The sequence below is a fragment of the Thiomonas bhubaneswarensis genome, assembly GCF_001418255.1.
GTDB lineage: Bacteria > Pseudomonadota > Gammaproteobacteria > Burkholderiales > Burkholderiaceae_C > Thiomonas > Thiomonas bhubaneswarensis.
In genome coordinates this window covers 97,257-113,610 of sequence record NZ_LIPV01000002.1, presented here as the reverse complement: position 1 = coordinate 113,610, position 16,354 = coordinate 97,257, and the positions used below count along the sequence as shown (strand labels likewise).

Sequence of the window (16,354 nt, the reverse complement as noted above, 5' to 3'; positions counted from 1 at the left end):
ATTTACTGCATCGCAACACAAGGCGCAAGGAAAAATCTTTATTCCGTCCCCATTAAATACCCGAGTCACGCAAATACGGCACTAAAAAGGGACAGATTATTGAATCGCGTCTGCGCCCCGACTCAAGCAATATTCATGCGCGGCCGCCCGCGCGCGGCTGGTCGCAGACGACGCCCGGTTTCCATCTCCACTTGAGTCAGAAAGACTTCATCGCCCACCGCCAGACCTCGTCGCAGGGCGGCGTCCAGCGCGTCCTCCAGTTCGGCAGTCCATCCGTGGGCGAGACGTTCGCGGTAGGCGGCTTCGCGCGCAAAGGGCGTATTACCCAAATGCCAATATGACTCGGGGGCGGCGAGCGCGGGGCCGCGTACTGCGCTCGATGGGGCCTCACCGACGTGAACGCCCAGGCTGCTCCAGCGCCAGGGCGAGGCGCCCGCCAGCCCGGCGCGGTCGGCGGCGCGGTCGATCCAGACCATGGAGGTCAATTCCCATTCACCAGGTTGCACCAGCGCGCTCTGAAACCGCCCGGCCCATGCTGCCTCGCGGCCGACAGGCTCGGGGGCCTCGACGCGGGGGGCAGGTCGGGCGCGGCTGCTGCGCCGCGCCAGCCCCTGCACGAAACGGGACAAGTCTTCCGCGGCCTGCGGGGTGAGCAACATCTGCACCGCGTCGGGCAGCACCGCATAGGCATGCAGGCGTACCGACACCTGGGCGAGCCCCTGCGCCATCGCCTGCAAGAACCGGTCTCTCTGGTCGGGCGTTGCCAGGGGTGAAGGGCCTTGGGCAGCTTGCATGCGCACCAAGTGAGCGCGCCCCGGACTGCAAAAACGGGCCTGACGCGCCATCAGGCGGCGAAGTCGCGCAGGGCCTGCCGCAGAGATGCAACCTCATCGAGCAGATCGAGCACTAGCGCCGCCGCTGCGGGATTGAGTTCGAGTTCTCGCTGCAGCCGCAGGGCGCGGCGCGCACGCGAGAGCGCCTCGCCGCTGAATCGCCATTGCGCCGAGAGAGCAGGCGTCGGGGGAAGCGGATCGATCACACCTTCCTCGACCAGGTGCACGACCTGCGTGTGCTCTACCCGGCAGAGGGCACAGATCTGATCGACGGTGATGTCGACCTGCTCTTCCAGGACGACGCCCACCAGGGGCGTGGCGGTCAGTTTGTCGCTCATGATGCGGCTCCTTGATCCAGATGGGCGCGCGGCTTGAACGCCGGAAAATCGCTCTGCATACGCCGATAGGCCGAACGGGCGGCGTCGGTGTCGGCCGCCGGCAGCACGATTTGCGCGATCACGTAAAGATCACCCGGCGTCGCCCCCGGAATGCCGCGGCCCTTCAGGCGCAGGCGTCGGCCGCTAGCCGTCGTCGGAGGAATCTTGAGTTCGACACGCCCGTCCGGCGTCGGCACCTGCACTTCCGCGCCCAGTGCCGCCTCCCAGGGCGCCAGCGGCAGGTCGACGAACACGTCGCGCCCTTCCACGCGGTACAGGCCGTGAGGATTGAAGCCGATCTCCAGATACAGATCACCGGCGCCGCCCTCGCCGAGGCCCGGCGCGCCCTGCCCGGCGAGCCGGATGTGCTGCCCGGCGCGCACGCCCTTCGGAATCTGCACCTGCAGGGTGCGCTCGCGCGTCACCACATGGCCTTGCGCGTCTACCTCGGGCATGCGCAGGGTGAGCGTGCGGGTTGCGCCGCGGTAGGCGTCTTCGAGGTCGATGAGGATCTGCGCATGATGATCCTGCCCTCGCATGTGCATGCCCTGCGCCCGCCCACCTGCACGACGCGACCCGGCTCCGCTGCGCGCGAACAGCGCCTCGAAAAAGTCGCTGAAGTCGGCCTCGCTCTCGGGCATGCCGCCGCGCTGCTCGAAGCCCGCGCCCCAGCCCGGCGGGGGCTGGAAGTCTTGTCCGGCGCGCCAGTTGCTGCCGAGCTGGTCGTAGGCCGCGCGCTTTTCCGGGTCTTTGAGCACCTCGTAGGCCTCGCCCAGTTCCTTGAACTTGGCCTCGGCCCCGGCCTCCTTGTTCACGTCCGGGTGGTACTTGCGGGCGAGCTTGCGGTAGGCCCGCTTGATTTCATCTTGCGTGGCGCCGCGCTCCACGCCCATCACCTTGTAGTAGTCCTTGTAGTCCATCGTGCGATCCAGCCATGAAGTCTTGTCGGCCATATGGGGACGAAAGCCGAATTTACAAAAACGCGGGCGACGGCGCGATCGGCCTAGAATACACGGCCGATGCATCCGCCACTGCAGGCACTCTTGTGCTGCACCCTCGTCCAGGCGGAACACCGCGAGGGCCGGCCCCCTTCTTGTCTGGCGCTCCATGACATCATCGCCGCCTGCGGCACCGCACGGATGAACACCACCACACCCCCGACCGACTCCACCCCCCTCCCTGAACGCTTCGCCGACCTGGCGCTCGATGACCGCATTCTGCGCGCCGTGGCCGACATGGGCTACGAAAAGCTCACGCCCATTCAGGCCAAGGCCATTCCTCTGTTGCTCGACGGCCGCGACATCATGGGCGCGGCGCAGACTGGCACCGGCAAGACCGCCGCGTTCTCACTGCCCATTCTGCAGCAGCTCCTGCCTCTGGCTTCCACCAGCGTGTCACCGGCGCGCCACCCGGTGCGCGCGCTGATGCTCGCGCCCACGCGCGAGCTGGCCGATCAGGTCTACACCAATCTCAAGGCCTATGCCAAGCACACGCCACTGCGCTGCGCCTGCGTCTTCGGCGGCATGGACATGAACCCGCAGAAGGACGAACTGCGCAAGGGCGTGGAACTGCTGGTGGCCACGCCAGGGCGACTGCTCGACCACATCGAAGCCAAGACCGCCAACCTGAGCCAGGTACAGTTCGTCGTGCTCGACGAGGCCGACCGTATGCTCGACATCGGCTTCCTTCCCGATCTGCAGCGCATCCTGGGCTATCTGCCCAAGCAGCGCACCACCCTGCTGTTCTCGGCCACTTTCTCGCCCGAAATCAAGCGACTGGCGCAGAGCTATCTGCAAAATCCGCTGCTGGTCGAAGTGGCCCGCCCCAATGCCACCGCGACCACGGTGGAACAGCGTCTCTATCAGGTGGACGAGGACGACAAGCGCGCCGCTCTGGTGCAACTGCTGCGCGACAACGCGCTGCCGCAGGTGATCGTGTTCGTCAACAGTCGGCTCGGCGCGGGCCGCCTGACGCGGGCGCTGGAGCGCGACGGCATCAAGGCCGCCGCGATGCACGGCGATAAATCTCAGGCCGAGAGGCTGACCACTCTCGACGCCTTCAAGCGCGGGGAAATCCAGGCGCTGGTGGCCACCGACGTGGCCGCACGCGGTCTCGACATCGCCGAGCTGCCCGGCGTGGTGAATTACGACGTGCCCTTCAACGCCGAAGACTATGTGCACCGCATCGGCCGTACCGGCCGCGCAGGCGCCTCGGGCCTGGCCATCACCTTGGCGACATCGCGTGACGCACGGGCCGTGGCCGACATCGAAAAACTGATCAAGCGTCAGTTCGAGAAGCTGACCGTGTCGATCGAGCGCGTGTCGCGCCCGCGCCGCGAGGCCGACGAATCACGTGAACACCGCATGCCCCGCGCGGCTCGTGGCCTGACGGTCGAGGGACAGTCGAGCGCGATGGCTGCACCCCGTGCCGGGCGCTCTTCCCGACACGATCCCTGGTTCGACAAGCCCTACGAGGCCGACCCGAATGCCCAGCCAGCCTGGGACGCCGCGACGCCCACGCCGACCAGCGGCAGCGGCCGCTCGGTCTCTCCGAGCATTCGTCCGCGGCGCAAGGTCGCCGCACTGCTGGGCGGGCAGGGCCCGAAGTAGGCCCGTTACCAGCAAGCCCCTCAGGCGTCGGAAGGTTTATCGCCTGGACGCGGCACCAGCCTGAACTCGGCAGAAGTCGGCCCGGGCGTCTCAGGCCGGGGGGCGTCGGCTCCGGCAGCGGAGGGCTCCAGTGGCAGCTCGAAATCCAGATCGAAATGCGCCGGGGTATCGAGCGTCGAGAGCTCGACGTGCTCCACCTGCGTCGCCGTGGAAATGTTGTCCGGGAACAGATCGCGCGCGACGGCGAACAACATCAGCAGGTCACGATAGGCCGCCAGCTCGAACCCCATGCGGTGCTGATGCGGATCATCGAGCAGCATGCGCTCGAGCACGGTCACGATCTGCGGCTCTCCCCAGGTCATGGTGATGAGCTTCATGGCGCGGTCGTAGTCCATCAGATCGCGGCTCTGCGATTGCTTCAGCACTTCGGGCGACGTGCCCCAGGGCGGTACGGCGACGTTGAATCGCCGCTCGAAGCGGCCGTACAGCGCCTCGAACGCCTGCTTGCGTCCATGTTTGCGATACAGCTCGAACAGCAGAAGGTAAGGCAAGGCGAAGCTGTCGCTCGTGCTGTCGTCGAGCGATTTTTCGAGCAGGGCCATGGCGCGATCATCGTCGCCCATGTCGATGAAGTACTCGGCCAGATGCCCCGCATCCATCAGCTCGTCCACATGCACCTGCTTGTCCTGGCTGAGCGGCTGCATGAAGCGTGAATCCCAGTTGATGCCCGAATCGGCCCATTGCCCTGGTCGGGCCACATCGGGCTGCGGCGCATCGATTTCGGGCTGCACGGGGCGGCCGTCCACCATGGGAGGCAGGCCGAAAGGCAGCACCGGCGGCTGGATGGTGCTGGCCTGTACCGACATGGACGTCATCGGCGACGCCAGCTCGTGCCTCGTCGCTGGCGCTTCGGGCTCTACGTTGGCAACCCGCGCCCCGGCACCGATCGAGGCCGGCACGAAGGGGCTCTCCGTCGGCCCCGGGTCGGCGCCACGGCGCCAGAGCCAGAAGCTCAACAACCCCATGGCCACCAAGGCGGCGATCAGGGCGTAGACCACACCCGCGGAATAACTCTGCCCTCGCAGGTTCGTCAGCTCGGACCGCGATCGCTGCGCTTGCGCCGAGGCCTGCTCGAACTGCCGCTGCAGCACCGTAGCGCGCTCCTGCAGCGCATTGAGCTGCTGCAGGGTCGGCTGTGCCTCTCCCGGCGCTGCGGTCGCGTCGAGTATGAGCTGGCGCAGTTGATTGAGCTGGCTGCGCTGTTCCGGGCTGAGGTTGGGCAGGGCCGCGGGCAGAGCCGTGGCCAGACGCAATTCAGGCACGGCGGCCAAGTCGGCCGCGCCGAGATCATCGAGTTCGAGCCGATTGGCAGCATGTACCGGTGCGACAGGCTTGATGACCTTGATCGGCGGAGGACGGCGCTGCTCCGTCTTGGCCACGGTCGGTGCCGGATGTCGGGGAGGCTCGCGGTCGCGCCGAACCGGCCGGGGGACTTGCGGGACGGCCTGCGGCGCAGTGGAAGAAGAACCGGACGTTCCGGAAGACGTTGCATCTGCCGACGCACCCGACGAGCCACGCGAGGACGTTGACGCCAGCCGCGACGATGCCGCAGCACTGCCCGCCACCATCGGCAACTCCGGTGCGGGCGGATCGACGAGCAGGGTATAGACCTGGGTGCGCTGATACTGGCAGGCCAGCTGCAGCCGCACGGTCACGATGGGCTCACGCAGCGGCTGCTGGCTGCGTAGCGACAGCGTCACCCCGTCTGCCGACGGGCTCGACGCGATCGTCAGCGTGCCCAGCCCCTGGCCGAAATCGGCCGATTGAGCCTGCGCCTTCACGCACGACAGCGGCAAGGACTCTTTCGCATCCAGGCGGATGGGAATCGTCATCTGCAAGGTGCGGCCCAGTTCGGCGCGTGTGTGCGGCGTGCCGATCATCAGCGCCTGCGCCGGTGCGATCAGCCCGACGGCCAGCCCCGCTGCGACGGCCCACGCACGCACCCGCAAGTTCACGTCTTGACGAGGTGCAGAAAAACGGGCGAATGGGCGAAAAATCGAAAGCATGGATGCAAAAGAGTATCTGTGTGTCTCCACGGAGCGAATCTTGGGAAGGCAATGTATCACGCGGCCTTGCAGCAGAAAGCCGCCGCGCTGAATGCAGCCAAAGCCGTGTGACAAAATTAACAAATTGCCGATTTAGTGTCGGAATCAACCAACAGTCGCAAGGCTGCGGCAGCCGACTCCCTATCATGCGCTCACCTCTTTCACAGAGCCCCTTGACCGCATGAGTGCCGAACTCCGAGCCGAACGACAGGGTGACAGCCTGGTGCTGAGCCTGCACCACCCTGAAACCCGCCACGCGCTGACCGCCGCGCTTTGCGCCGCCGCTCTAGAGGCGCTGACCACGGCGCAGCGCGACACCGACATCCGCGCCGTGGTGCTGACCGGCACCGCACCCCATTTCTGCAGCGGTCTGCACGACCTCGATGCGCTCGAAGCCCTGCACGACTGCATCCTCGCGTTGCGCGACTGCGAGCCGCTGATCGTCGGCGCGGTCGAAGGCTTGGCGCGCGGCGCCGGGGCAGCGCTGGCGCTGGCCTGTGACCTGCTCGTGCTGGCGGAAGATGCGCAGGTGCAGCTCATCGACCCGCTGCTGCCCAACCGGGATGTCGGCGGAGCCCAATGGCTCGCCGCGCAACTGCTGCCCCGCCCGGTTTGCAACGAGGCGGCGCTGCCCGGTCTGGGTCTCGGCGCCGCGCGTCTGCATCAGCTCGGCGTGGCCAACCGCTTGTGCCCACCCGGCCTGAGCGTGCAAACTGCGCTGCGGCTCATCGACGGCATCGGTCACACGCCCAACGCCCCGCGCAAGAACCTGCCCAACCCGCGCAACGCTGATGGCGACCTGCATCGGCATCTGAGTGCCCAACATCACACCGTCACGCGCGACTGACCCATGCCTCCCAGACCGATGAACGCGGCGCCCTCGCCACGCGTCAGCACGCTCCAGACCCGGCTGCACCGCTTCCTGCACACCGTGGTGCTGCCCCAGGAAAGCGCCATCAACACCGCGCTGCGGCTGGGCAGCTCCAACCCGGAGCCGTCGGCAGGAGCGCAGCTCGCCCTCATTCGCCAGAAGGCGCAACTCGCGGGGCTGTGGAACCTGTTTCTGCCCACCTCGCCCCGCGCCAGTCAGGGTCTGAGCCATTGGGAATTTGCCCCGATGATCGAGGCCATGGGGCACATCGCCTGGGCCACCGAGCTCTTCAATTGCGCCCAGCCCGATGCCGGCAATATGCAACTGCTCGACAGCTATGCCAGCGAAGCGCTGAAAGACGCCTGGCTCGAGCCGCTGCTGCGTGCCGAAACACGCAGCGCCTGGGCGGCGGCCGAGCCCGATGCCGCGCTGCACCAGCCCGACACCCTGCAAACGCACGCCACGCGCGAGGGCGCTCACTGGCTGCTCAACGGCCACAAGACCTGGGTGCAGGGCCTGCTCGACCCGCGCGCGGCCTGCCTGCTGGTGCTGTGCCGCACCGATGCCGAGGCCGCCCTGCATCGGCAGTTCAGCGTGCTGCTCGTGCCCATCGGAACCGATGGCGTACACATCGGACGGCAGTTGCACGGCTGGGGCACGGCGCAGTCGGTGCTGGCCGAGGTCAGGTTCGACGGCGTGCGCGTGCCCGAATCGCACGTGATCGGCCAGCCGGGCCAGGGGCTGGAGATGCTGCAAGCCCGCCAGCGCATCGTCGGTCTGCATGAAGCCTTGTGGAGTCTGGGCGCGGCCGAGCGCGCGCTAGGCCTGCTGATCGCCCGCTTGCAGACCCGCCGCATCGGCGAGCAGCTCGCCGTTCATCACCCGGTCTGGCAGCAGCGCATCGCCCGCACCCGCACCGGGCTGGACACTACCCGCATGCTGGCACGCCGCAGCGCCTGGCAGATGGATCAGAACGACAGCCACCTGCCCTTGCAGGAACTCGCCATGCTGCAAAGCCTGGCGCTGCCGCTGGCGCTTGACGCGGTGCAGTGGAGCATCGTCGCCCACGAAGCCGACGCGCTCGACGACAGCCTGCCCCTGGCCGGTCTGGCCGCTCAACTGCGGCTGATGCAGCAACTCACCCCACCGATCGAAACCCTGCACGCCCAGATCGCCCAGGGCGAACTGTTGCGCTGAGACGGCGCTCACAGCGGCCTTCGCGGGCCGCTGCAGCTTCGCGGCAGCCGTCGCACAATGCAGTCACAGCCTGTCAACGATCTACGCACGCACCCAAGTCTGCGAACCCGCATGAGAACAGGACCCGATCCACTGTTCATACCGCCGCATCGTCGGCACACTCACCATGATCGACCTCTACTCCTGGGCCACTCCCAACGGCCACAAGATCCACATCCTGCTCGAAGAACTGGGCCTGCCCTACCGGGTGCACGGCGTGAACATCGGCCGCGGCGAGCAGTTCGCACCCGACTTTCTCGCCATCAGCCCGAACAACAAAATCCCCGCGATCGTCGACACTGAAGGGCCGGACGGCCAGCCCATCAGCGTGTTCGAGTCGGGTGCCATCCTGCTTTACCTCGCCGAAAAGACCGGCCGATTTCTCGGCACCGGGCCGCGAGCGCGCATCTCCACGCTGGAATGGCTGATGTGGCAGATGGGCAGCATCGGCCCCATGCTCGGGCAGGCGCACCATTTCCGCCAGTACGCGCCGCAGAAGATCGACTACGCCATCGACCGCTACACCAACGAGGCCCACCGGCTCTACGGCGTGCTCGACAGGCGGCTGGCGTCTCACCTGTATCTGGCGGGCCCCGACTACACCATCGCCGACATCGCCACCTTTCCCTGGTGTCGCAGCGCGGCCAACCAGGGCATAGACTGGTCAGAGTTCCCCCACGCCAAACGCTGGTTCGACGCCATCGCCGCAAGGCCTGCGGTGCAGCGCGGCGTCAAGGTGCTGGCCGACGTGCGACCGCCCGAGATGGACGCCACCGCACGCGAGCACCTGTTCGGCAGCACCCAGTACCAACGACGCTGAATCACCCCTACCGAGGAGACCGCGATGAAGTTCGTCCGCTACGGCCGCAACGGCCAGGAACAACCCGGCCTGATCGATGCCCAGGGCCGACTGCGCAGCCTGAGTGGCCAGGTCAACGACATCGACGCCAGCGTGTTCGGCCCGTCCGGCCAAAAAGCCCTGCGCCGCCTCGACCCCGAGCAACTGCCGCTGGTCACCGGCAGGCCACGTCTGGGCGTGCCCTTCGTCGGCATCAGCAAGTTCATCGCCATCGGCCTGAACTACCGCGACCACGCCAACGAGGCGCAGATGGCGATACCGACATCGCCCATCGTGTTCAACAAGTGGACGACCTGCATCAGCGGCCCCAACGATGCGGTGCTGCGCCCGCCCGGCGCGCACAAGCTCGACTGGGAGGTCGAACTGGGCGTGGTCATCGGGCGCGAGACGCGCTTCGTGCGCGAGGCCGACGCGCTCAGGCACGTGGCCGGCTACTGCCTGGTCAACGACGTCTCCGAGCGCGCCTACCAGTTCGAACAAGGCAGCCAGTGGAACCTGGGCAAAGGCTGCGACACCTTCGGCCCGGTCGGCCCCTGGCTGGTCAGCGCCGATGAGATTGCCGACCCGCAGGACATCGACCTCTGGCTGGAGGTCAACGGCGAGCGCATGCAGACCGGCAACACGCGCGACATGATTTTCGGCGTGGCCTACCTCGTCGCCTATCTCAGCCGCTTCATGACCCTGCTGCCCGGCGACCTCATCGCCACCGGCACCCCGCCCGGCGTGGGCATGGGCCGCAAGCCCCCGCGTTACCTGCAGCCCGGCGACGTGGTCACCCTGGGCAGCCCGCAGCTCGGCACTCAGCGTCAGGAAATTCGCAGCGCCCCGCAGCGGGTGGGCTAAGGCCAGTCACGGTCTGATCGGCGTGTTTCACGTCGTGCGGCTATGCTTGGCCTTCGCCAACGGGTCACACGGAGTCCATCGCCATGCCGACACTCGATCTGGCTTTGCCGCCGCACGCGCATGACCAACAGTCTTTGAATACCGTCAGGGCCGGGCGTTTGCTCGACAGCCTGCTACAAACCCGTGCGACCAGCGTGTCGCTGGTGGAGGGGCTGAGCGACGCCGACTGCACCGTGCAGTCCATGCCCGACGCCAGCCCGGCCAAATGGCATCTGGCGCACACCACCTGGTTTTTCGAGGAGTTCATCCTCTCGCCGCATCTGCCGGGCTACCGGGTGTTCGATCCGGCCTTTCGCTACCTCTTCAATTCGTATTACGACACCATCGGGCCGCGCCACCCGAGACCGCAGCGTGGCCTGCTCACCCGGCCGACGCTCGAACAGATCTCCGCCTTCCGCGACCATGTCGATGCGGCGCTACTCAAGCTACCCTTGGACGCCGCGCCCGCGTCGCTGCTCGAACTGGGGCTGCATCACGAGCAGCAGCATCAGGAATTGCTGCTCACCGACCTGTTGCACCTGTTCGCGCAGAACCCGCTGCATCCCGCATATCGGCCCCTGCCCGGCCCGCTGCCCGCCGAGCGCACGCCAGTTGCACTGCGGTGGATACGCTTTCCCGGCGGGCTGACCGAAATCGGTCATGACGGCGAAGGCTTCGCGTTCGACAACGAAGGCCCCCGTCACCGCGTCTGGCTGGGCGATTTCGCCCTGGCGCATCGCCCCGTGTGCAACGCCGACTGGCTCGACTTCATGGCCGACGACGGCTACGCCACGCCCACCCTCTGGCTGGCCGATGGCTGGCGCTGGGTACAGGAACATGGGGTGCGCGCACCAGCCTACTGGCAGGCGCACGACGACGGCTTCTACACCGAGACCATGACCCTGCACGGCCTGCAGCCGCTGCTGCCGCAGGCGCCGGTCTGTCATGTCAGTTTCTATGAAGCCGACGCCTATGCCCGGTGGGCCGGTGCCCGCCTGCCGACCGAATTCGAATGGGAGGCGGCAGCGGGCCGACAGGCGCCGACCGCGCCAGCGCAGCTCGCCGATCATCCGTGGCGCCTTCCCCTTGCAATGGGCGCGGCGCCCGAAGGCGACCTCCACGATCTCTGGGGCGGGGTGTGGGAATGGACCGCCAGCGCCTATCTGCCCTACCCCGGCTTTCGCCCTGCCCCCGGTGCCGTGGGCGAATACAACGGCAAGTTCATGAGTGGCCAGATGGTGCTGCGCGGCGGTTCCTGCGCCACACCGCCTGGCCATCTGCGCCCCACCTATCGCAATTTTTTCTATCCCCATCAGCGCTGGCAGTTCACCGGGCTGCGACTGGCACGGTAAGTCACCTCAGCCCACCAAAGAGGATTGCGCATGACGCCCCGGCCCGCCACCACCCTGCACCCGCCCGACTCCGATGGGGTCCAACCCGAAGGCTTCTCCGAGGTCTTCGCCGAGCAGGTGCTCGAAGGGCTGTCCAGCCGTCCCAAACGCATTCCCTCGACCTGGTTCTACGACCATCGCGGCTCGGAGCTGTTCGAGCAAATCACCGAACTGAACGAGTACTACCTCACCCGCACCGAAACCGCACTGCTTCGCGGCCTGCGGGCCGATCTGGCCCGGCTGCCCGCCGGTGCGGCGGTGATCGAGTTCGGCAGCGGCTCCAGCCGCAAAACGCCTTTGCTGCTCGATGCGCTAAAGGCTCCAGCCAGCTACACCGCCATCGACATCAGCGGCGACTTCCTGCGCCAGTCGGTGCAGGGGCTGCAACTGCGCTACCCGCACCTGTTGGTGCAGACGCTGGAGGCCGACTTCAGCGCGCCGCTGACCTGGCCACCGGCGCTGCAATCCGCGGTGGGGCAACAGCCGCGCATCGGCTTTTTTCCGGGCTCGACCATCGGCAACTTCACCCCGGAGCAGGCGGTGCGTTTTCTGCACGGCGCAGCGCAGTTTCTGGGAAGCGGCGCCCACCTGCTGGTCGGCGTGGACGGCACGCAGGACAAGGCCCGGCTGCTGCCCGCCTATGACGATGCGCGCGGCGTGACCGCGGCGTTCAACCGCAATCTGCTCATCCGCATCAACCGTGAGCTTGGCGCCGATTTCAACCCGCAGGCCTTCCGCCATGTGGCCCGCTTCGACAGCGCGCGCAGCCGTGTCGAAATGCACCTGCTCAGCCCCACGCCACAGACGGTACGCCTGCTCGGCCAACGCTTCACCTTTGCCGAGGGTGAAACCCTGCATACCGAGAATTCGTACAAATATCCGATCGCGGTGTTTCAGCGCATGGCGCGCGCTTCGGGCTGGACACCGCACCAGCACTGGCTCGCCGCCGAGGCGGCGATGGCACTGCACCTGCTGCAATGCTGAAAAAGGGCAAACAGGTCAGTCTTCGGCACTGTCCATGGGTGCCTCGCGCACCGGGTGCTTGAGCAGCTTGCGCTGCAGGGTGCGGCGGTGCATCTGCAGCGCCCGGGCCGTGGCGGAGATGTTGCCGTCATGTTCGGCCAGCACCTTCTGGATGTGCTCCCACTCCAGCCGATCGACCGGCAGCGGCTGCGCGGCCACGGCCCGGTCGGCATCGGGCGCGTCTTCCTCCAACGCGGCGAGGATGTCGCTGACGGTCGCCGGCTTGGGCAGGTAGTTGGTCGCGCCCAGCTTGATGGCATCGACCGCGGTGGCGATGCTCGCATAGCCGGTGAGCAGCAGGATGCGCATGTCGGGATAGGCCGCGCGCAGCGGCGCGATCAGGGTCAGGCCGCTGTCGCCGGGCAGGCGCAGATCGAGCACCGCGGCGTCGAACGCGGCCGTGCCGATGAGGGCGCGGGCCACGGGGGCCGAGTCGGCATGCCAGACCGTGATGCCGCGGCGTTCCATCGAGTTGCGTGTGGCCGCGGCCAGCGCGGCGTCGTCTTCGACCAACAACAGATTCATGGGAATGTCGTTCAGGAAGTGGAGGACAGACGCGGCCATTGCAGGGTGGCGCTAAGCCCGCCGCCCTCGCGCCGCGCCACGGTGAGCGTGCCGCCGAGGCGCTCGATACCGGCGCGGGCCAGCGCCAGACCGAGGCCGCGAGTCTCGCCCTTGGTACTGACAAAGTCAAAGCCTGCGCGCGCCAGGCGATCATCGGGCAGGCCGGGGCCGCGGTCGAGCACGCGCACGCGCAGATCGGCGTCGTCCCACTCGGCCTCGACGGCCACGGCGTCGGGGCTGGCGTCGGCGGCGTTGTTGAGCAGACTCACCAACGCGGCGTTCAGCCCGGCGTCCACGCGCAGCGTCGGCGGCGCTCCCGCCGTGCGCAGCGAAAGATCGGACTGCGATTGCGGCCGCATGAGGTGCCAGTGCTCCAGCGTCTGCTCCAGCCAGTGCGCCAGCGTCTCGGTCTGGCCGCTGCGGCTGCGGGCGGCACCGGCGGCGGCGGTGATGTGGCCGAGCACGGTGCGGATCTGCGCCACCTGCGCCTGCATGCGCTGCAGCGCGGGGCCGAGTTCTTCATCGCCGGCGTAGTCGGCCTGCAGATCGTCGACCGTCACCGCCAGGGTGGACACCGGCGTGGCCAGCTCGTGCGCCGCGGCTGCGGCCTGCATGCCCAGCGCGAACAGATGCTGATCGCGCAGCGCCACCTCGCGGCTGCGGGCCAGCTCGACCTCGCGCTCGCGCAACGCCCCCGACAGCCGCGCCACCACCGCAGCCACCAGCAGCGCGGTAATGAGGAAGTTGCCCCACATGCCCGAGAGATGCTCGCTGAGCACCCCGGTCATGGTGCCGCAGGCCTCGGTCTGCGGCGCGGGGAAGAACGACAGCAGCGAATACAGCAGAATCACCGTGCCCGTCATGATCCAGACATAGAGCCCGGGCAGCGCCACGGCGCTGAGGATGAGCGGCACCAGCAGCAGCGAGATGATGGGATTGACCTCGCCCCCGCTCCAATACACCAGAAGAGAGAGGATGAGCGCATCGGCCAGCAGATGCGCAAAACCGCCGAAAGCCCGCAGCCCCCGGGCGCTGCGGCTTTGCAGCCAGAGCAGCAGACCCAGCCCCGCCTGAAGCGCGATCAAGCCGAGCACCTTGTAGAGCGGCCAGGTGATGTCGAGAAAGTGATGCGCCCAGGGCAGCACCGCCACCTCGGCCAGCAGCATGACCACGCGTGCGGCGAGCAGCCGGGTGAGGGTGACGGAGGGCAGCGGCGGCGCGGCCCCTGGGCGTAGCAGCGTCAGAGGCGGCAGGCGGAACGACATCGGCATGATCACATTCTAGGAAGCGTCCCCACGCCGTCGCCTGGAGGTTGGCCCCACATTCGGCAATGTGTCGCAGGTGGGCAGCGCGCCAAGTCAAGGACCTTACGGCAGCAGCACCGTAGAACCCACGGTCTTGCGGGCTTCGAGGTCGCGGTGCGCCTGGTCGGCATCGGCCAGCGGGTAGCGCTGGTTGATGTGAATCTGCACCTTGCCACTGCGGATCAGGGCGAACAGCGCATCGGCCATCTGCTGTTTCACCGCCGGGTCGGCCATGTGCGTGCCCAGCGTGGGGCGGGTGACGTAGAGCGAACCCGCGGCAGCCAGGTCGGTGAGCTTGATCGGCGGCACCGCCCCCGAGGCGTTGCCGAAACTCACCATCAGGCCGAAGGGCTGCAGGCAGGCGAGCGAGCGCTCCCAGGTCTCGCGCCCGACCGAGTCGTACACCACGGGCACGCCGCGCCCTGCGGTGAGGTCCTTGACCCGGGCGACGAAGTCGTCGTGAACATAGTCGATGGCGTGGGCATAGCCATTCTCCAGAGCCAGCGCGCATTTCTGCGCCGACCCCGCCGTGCCGATGAGGGTGACGCCCATCGCCCGCGCCATCTGTCCGGCGATCAGACCGACCCCGCCGGCCGCGGCATGGAACAGCGCCACATCCCCGGCCTGCAGCGCCCGGGTGCGATGCAGCAGGTAATACGCAGTCAGGCCCTTGAGCATGCTGGCCGCGGCCACCTCGAAGGCGATGTCGTCCGGCAGCTTGATGAGCGGCGCCACCGGCACGATGCGACGCTGCGCATAGGCGCCCGGGGTGCCGGTGCAGTAGCCCACCCGGTCGCCCACGGCGACTTCGCTCACCCCCGGCCCCACCGCCTCGACCACGCCGACGGCCTCGCCGCCCAAGCTGCCGGGAAGCGGCTGCGGGTACAGCCCGGTGCGGTGATACACGTCGATGAAATTCAGGCCGATCGCCTCCTGTCGCAACAGCACCTGGCCGGGGCCGGGCGCGGGCAGCTCCACCTCGCGCCATTGCAGCACTTCAGGGCCGCCGAATTGTTCAAAGCGGATCGCGTGTGTCGTCGTCATGTCTCGTCCTTCATGGGAAGTCCCCGCCACAGGGCCGCGAGGCAAAACAGCGCCAGCAAGGCCGCCAGGTTGAACAGCGTGCTCGAGCCCACGGTCTGCCAAAGCCAGCCGGCGCCGATGGCGGCGATCAGTTGCATCAGCCCTATGGTCAGGTGATAGAAGCCGAACGCCGTGCCACGCAGGGCGGGCGGCGCGGTTTCGGCCACGGCTGCGGAGAGTAGTCCCTGCGTCAGCCCCATGTGCAGCCCCCACAGCGCAACCCCCAGCCAGAACCCGGGCATTCCCCAAGGCAGCACCCCGCCGAGCAGCACCATGGCAAGCGCCAGCACGATCAGGCCCGCAGCGAACAGGCGCTTGCGCCCCCAGCGCGCGGCCAGCAGCCCGACCGGGTAGGCCGACATCGCATAGGTGAGCGACAGCACCAGCGTGACCAGGGCAATCCACACCACCGAGACGCCGATCTGGTCGCCGCGCAGCACCAGAAAAGCCTCGGTCAGCCGCGCCAGGGTGAACAGCGCCGCCAGGGCGACGACCCGCCAGAATGCCGGGGGCAGATCGCGCGCCGCGCGCCAGTTCCATGCCTTTCGGTCGGCCTGGGCCAAGGCCGTCTCTGCCCTCGCCCGCCGGGGCTCGCGCACGCCAAAGGCCAGAATCGCCACGGCGATCACCGCCGGAATCACTGCGAACCACAGCACCAGGCGCAGATTGTCGGCATAGACGGCCAGCAGGCCGATGGCCGCCAGCGGCCCGAGCACGGCGCCCACGGTATCGAGACTTTGCCGCAGGCCGTAGGCGGCGTTGCGCAGCGCAGCGGGCGTGGCATCGGCCACCAGCGCGTCGCGTGGGGCGCCTCGAATACCTTTGCCAATGCGGTCGATGAAGCGCGCCGCGATCACTTCGCCCGCACCCGACGCCAGCGGGAACAAGGGCTTGGTCAGCGCCGACAGCCCATAACCGGCCACGGCCAGCCACTTGCGCGAACCGATGCGGTCAGACCACGCGCCCGACACCACCTTGAGCATCGACGCCGTGGCCTCGGCGATGCCTTCGACCATGCCCACGCTGAGCACGCTCAGGCCCAGCACCGTGGTCATGTAGACCGGCAACAGGGCATGGATGAGTTCGGACGACATGTCCATGAACAGACTGACGAAGCCCAGCATCCACACGGTACGGGGCAGACGATTCGCGTCGGGGTAGAGGGTGTTGTGCATCGCTGAGTGGGGGGTGTGCCGAGTTGCTTTTGTGCCGAGATG

The 16,354-nt window shown here is 67.6% G+C and carries 15 protein-coding genes; 7 read left to right on the top strand and 8 right to left on the bottom strand.

Translation table 11 applies throughout. The features are described 5' to 3' along the window. Nucleotides 1–122: 122 nt before the first annotated feature. The 3 genes from ASC45_RS03045 to ASC45_RS03035 are packed head-to-tail and all read right to left on the bottom strand — an operon-like array spanning nt 123 to nt 2,130. A complete protein-coding gene (locus ASC45_RS03045) occupies nt 123–794 on the bottom strand; it encodes a hypothetical protein (protein ID WP_245609934.1) in 672 nt (223 codons plus the stop codon). Nucleotides 795–844: 50 nt separating this feature from the next. After that, nucleotides 845–1,171, bottom strand: coding sequence for a chaperone modulator CbpM (locus tag ASC45_RS03040; protein ID WP_055449565.1), 327 nt, complete (start codon nt 1,169–1,171; stop codon nt 845–847). After that, on the bottom strand, nt 1,168–2,130 hold the full coding sequence (locus tag ASC45_RS03035; RefSeq protein ID WP_055449805.1) for a DnaJ C-terminal domain-containing protein: 963 nt from the start codon (nt 2,128–2,130) through the stop codon (nt 1,168–1,170). The genes ASC45_RS03040 and ASC45_RS03035 overlap by 4 nt, the downstream gene beginning before the upstream one ends. A 219-nt stretch (nt 2,131–2,349) precedes the next feature. On the opposite strand from ASC45_RS03035, the gene ASC45_RS03030 reads away from it, so the two are divergent. Next, nucleotides 2,350–3,819 (top strand): DEAD/DEAH box helicase, encoded by a 1,470-nt coding sequence (locus tag ASC45_RS03030; protein ID WP_055449564.1) that lies wholly within the window; start codon nt 2,350–2,352, stop codon nt 3,817–3,819. 20 nt (nt 3,820–3,839) lie between these two features. On the opposite strand, the gene ASC45_RS03025 is transcribed toward ASC45_RS03030, so the two are convergent. Then, nucleotides 3,840–5,834, bottom strand: coding sequence for a hypothetical protein (locus ASC45_RS03025; protein ID WP_245609933.1), 1,995 nt, complete (start codon nt 5,832–5,834; stop codon nt 3,840–3,842). 271 nt (nt 5,835–6,105) lie between these two features. On the opposite strand from ASC45_RS03025, the gene ASC45_RS03020 reads away from it, so the two are divergent. From ASC45_RS03020 to egtD, 6 genes are all read left to right on the top strand, one after another. Further along, on the top strand, nt 6,106–6,771 hold the full coding sequence (locus ASC45_RS03020) for an enoyl-CoA hydratase-related protein (protein WP_055449563.1): 666 nt from the start codon (nt 6,106–6,108) through the stop codon (nt 6,769–6,771). A 3-nt stretch (nt 6,772–6,774) separates the two neighbouring features. Further along, complete coding sequence (locus tag ASC45_RS03015) at nt 6,775–7,992, top strand: acyl-CoA dehydrogenase family protein (RefSeq protein ID WP_055449562.1); 1,218 nt, start codon at nt 6,775–6,777, stop codon at nt 7,990–7,992. 166 nt (nt 7,993–8,158) lie between these two features. Then, a complete protein-coding gene (locus ASC45_RS03010; protein ID WP_055449561.1) occupies nt 8,159–8,851 on the top strand; it encodes a glutathione S-transferase N-terminal domain-containing protein in 693 nt (230 codons plus the stop codon). A 24-nt stretch (nt 8,852–8,875) separates the two neighbouring features. Beyond that, complete coding sequence (locus ASC45_RS03005; RefSeq protein ID WP_055449560.1) at nt 8,876–9,733, top strand: fumarylacetoacetate hydrolase family protein; 858 nt, start codon at nt 8,876–8,878, stop codon at nt 9,731–9,733. Between the two features lie 83 nt (nt 9,734–9,816). After that, nucleotides 9,817–11,124 (top strand): ergothioneine biosynthesis protein EgtB, encoded by a 1,308-nt coding sequence (gene egtB / locus ASC45_RS03000; RefSeq protein ID WP_082454214.1) that lies wholly within the window; start codon nt 9,817–9,819, stop codon nt 11,122–11,124. 30 nt (nt 11,125–11,154) lie between these two features. After that, nucleotides 11,155–12,147: an L-histidine N(alpha)-methyltransferase gene (egtD, locus tag ASC45_RS02995; RefSeq protein WP_055449559.1), complete on the top strand. Its 993-nt coding sequence runs from the start codon at nt 11,155–11,157 to the stop codon at nt 12,145–12,147. A 15-nt stretch (nt 12,148–12,162) separates the two neighbouring features. Here the strand turns inward: egtD and ASC45_RS02990 are convergent, their stop codons facing one another. The 4 genes from ASC45_RS02990 to ASC45_RS02975 all read right to left on the bottom strand — a co-directional run bounded on the left by ASC45_RS02990 (nt 12,163) and on the right by ASC45_RS02975 (nt 16,312). After that, the gene (locus ASC45_RS02990) at nt 12,163–12,711 is read right to left on the bottom strand and encodes a response regulator transcription factor (RefSeq protein WP_055449558.1); all 549 of its coding nucleotides are present in this window, start codon (nt 12,709–12,711) and stop codon (nt 12,163–12,165) included. An 11-nt stretch (nt 12,712–12,722) separates the two neighbouring features. After that, on the bottom strand, nt 12,723–14,021 hold the full coding sequence (locus tag ASC45_RS02985; RefSeq protein ID WP_055449557.1) for an ATP-binding protein: 1,299 nt from the start codon (nt 14,019–14,021) through the stop codon (nt 12,723–12,725). A 96-nt stretch (nt 14,022–14,117) separates the two neighbouring features. Beyond that, on the bottom strand, nt 14,118–15,098 hold the full coding sequence (locus tag ASC45_RS02980) for a quinone oxidoreductase family protein (RefSeq protein ID WP_055449556.1): 981 nt from the start codon (nt 15,096–15,098) through the stop codon (nt 14,118–14,120). Then, entirely contained in the window at nt 15,095–16,312 is a 1,218-nt protein-coding gene (locus tag ASC45_RS02975) for an MFS transporter (RefSeq protein ID WP_055449555.1), read from the bottom strand. Before ASC45_RS02975 ends, ASC45_RS02980 begins: the two co-directional genes overlap by 4 nt. Nucleotides 16,313–16,354 lie beyond the last annotated feature (42 nt).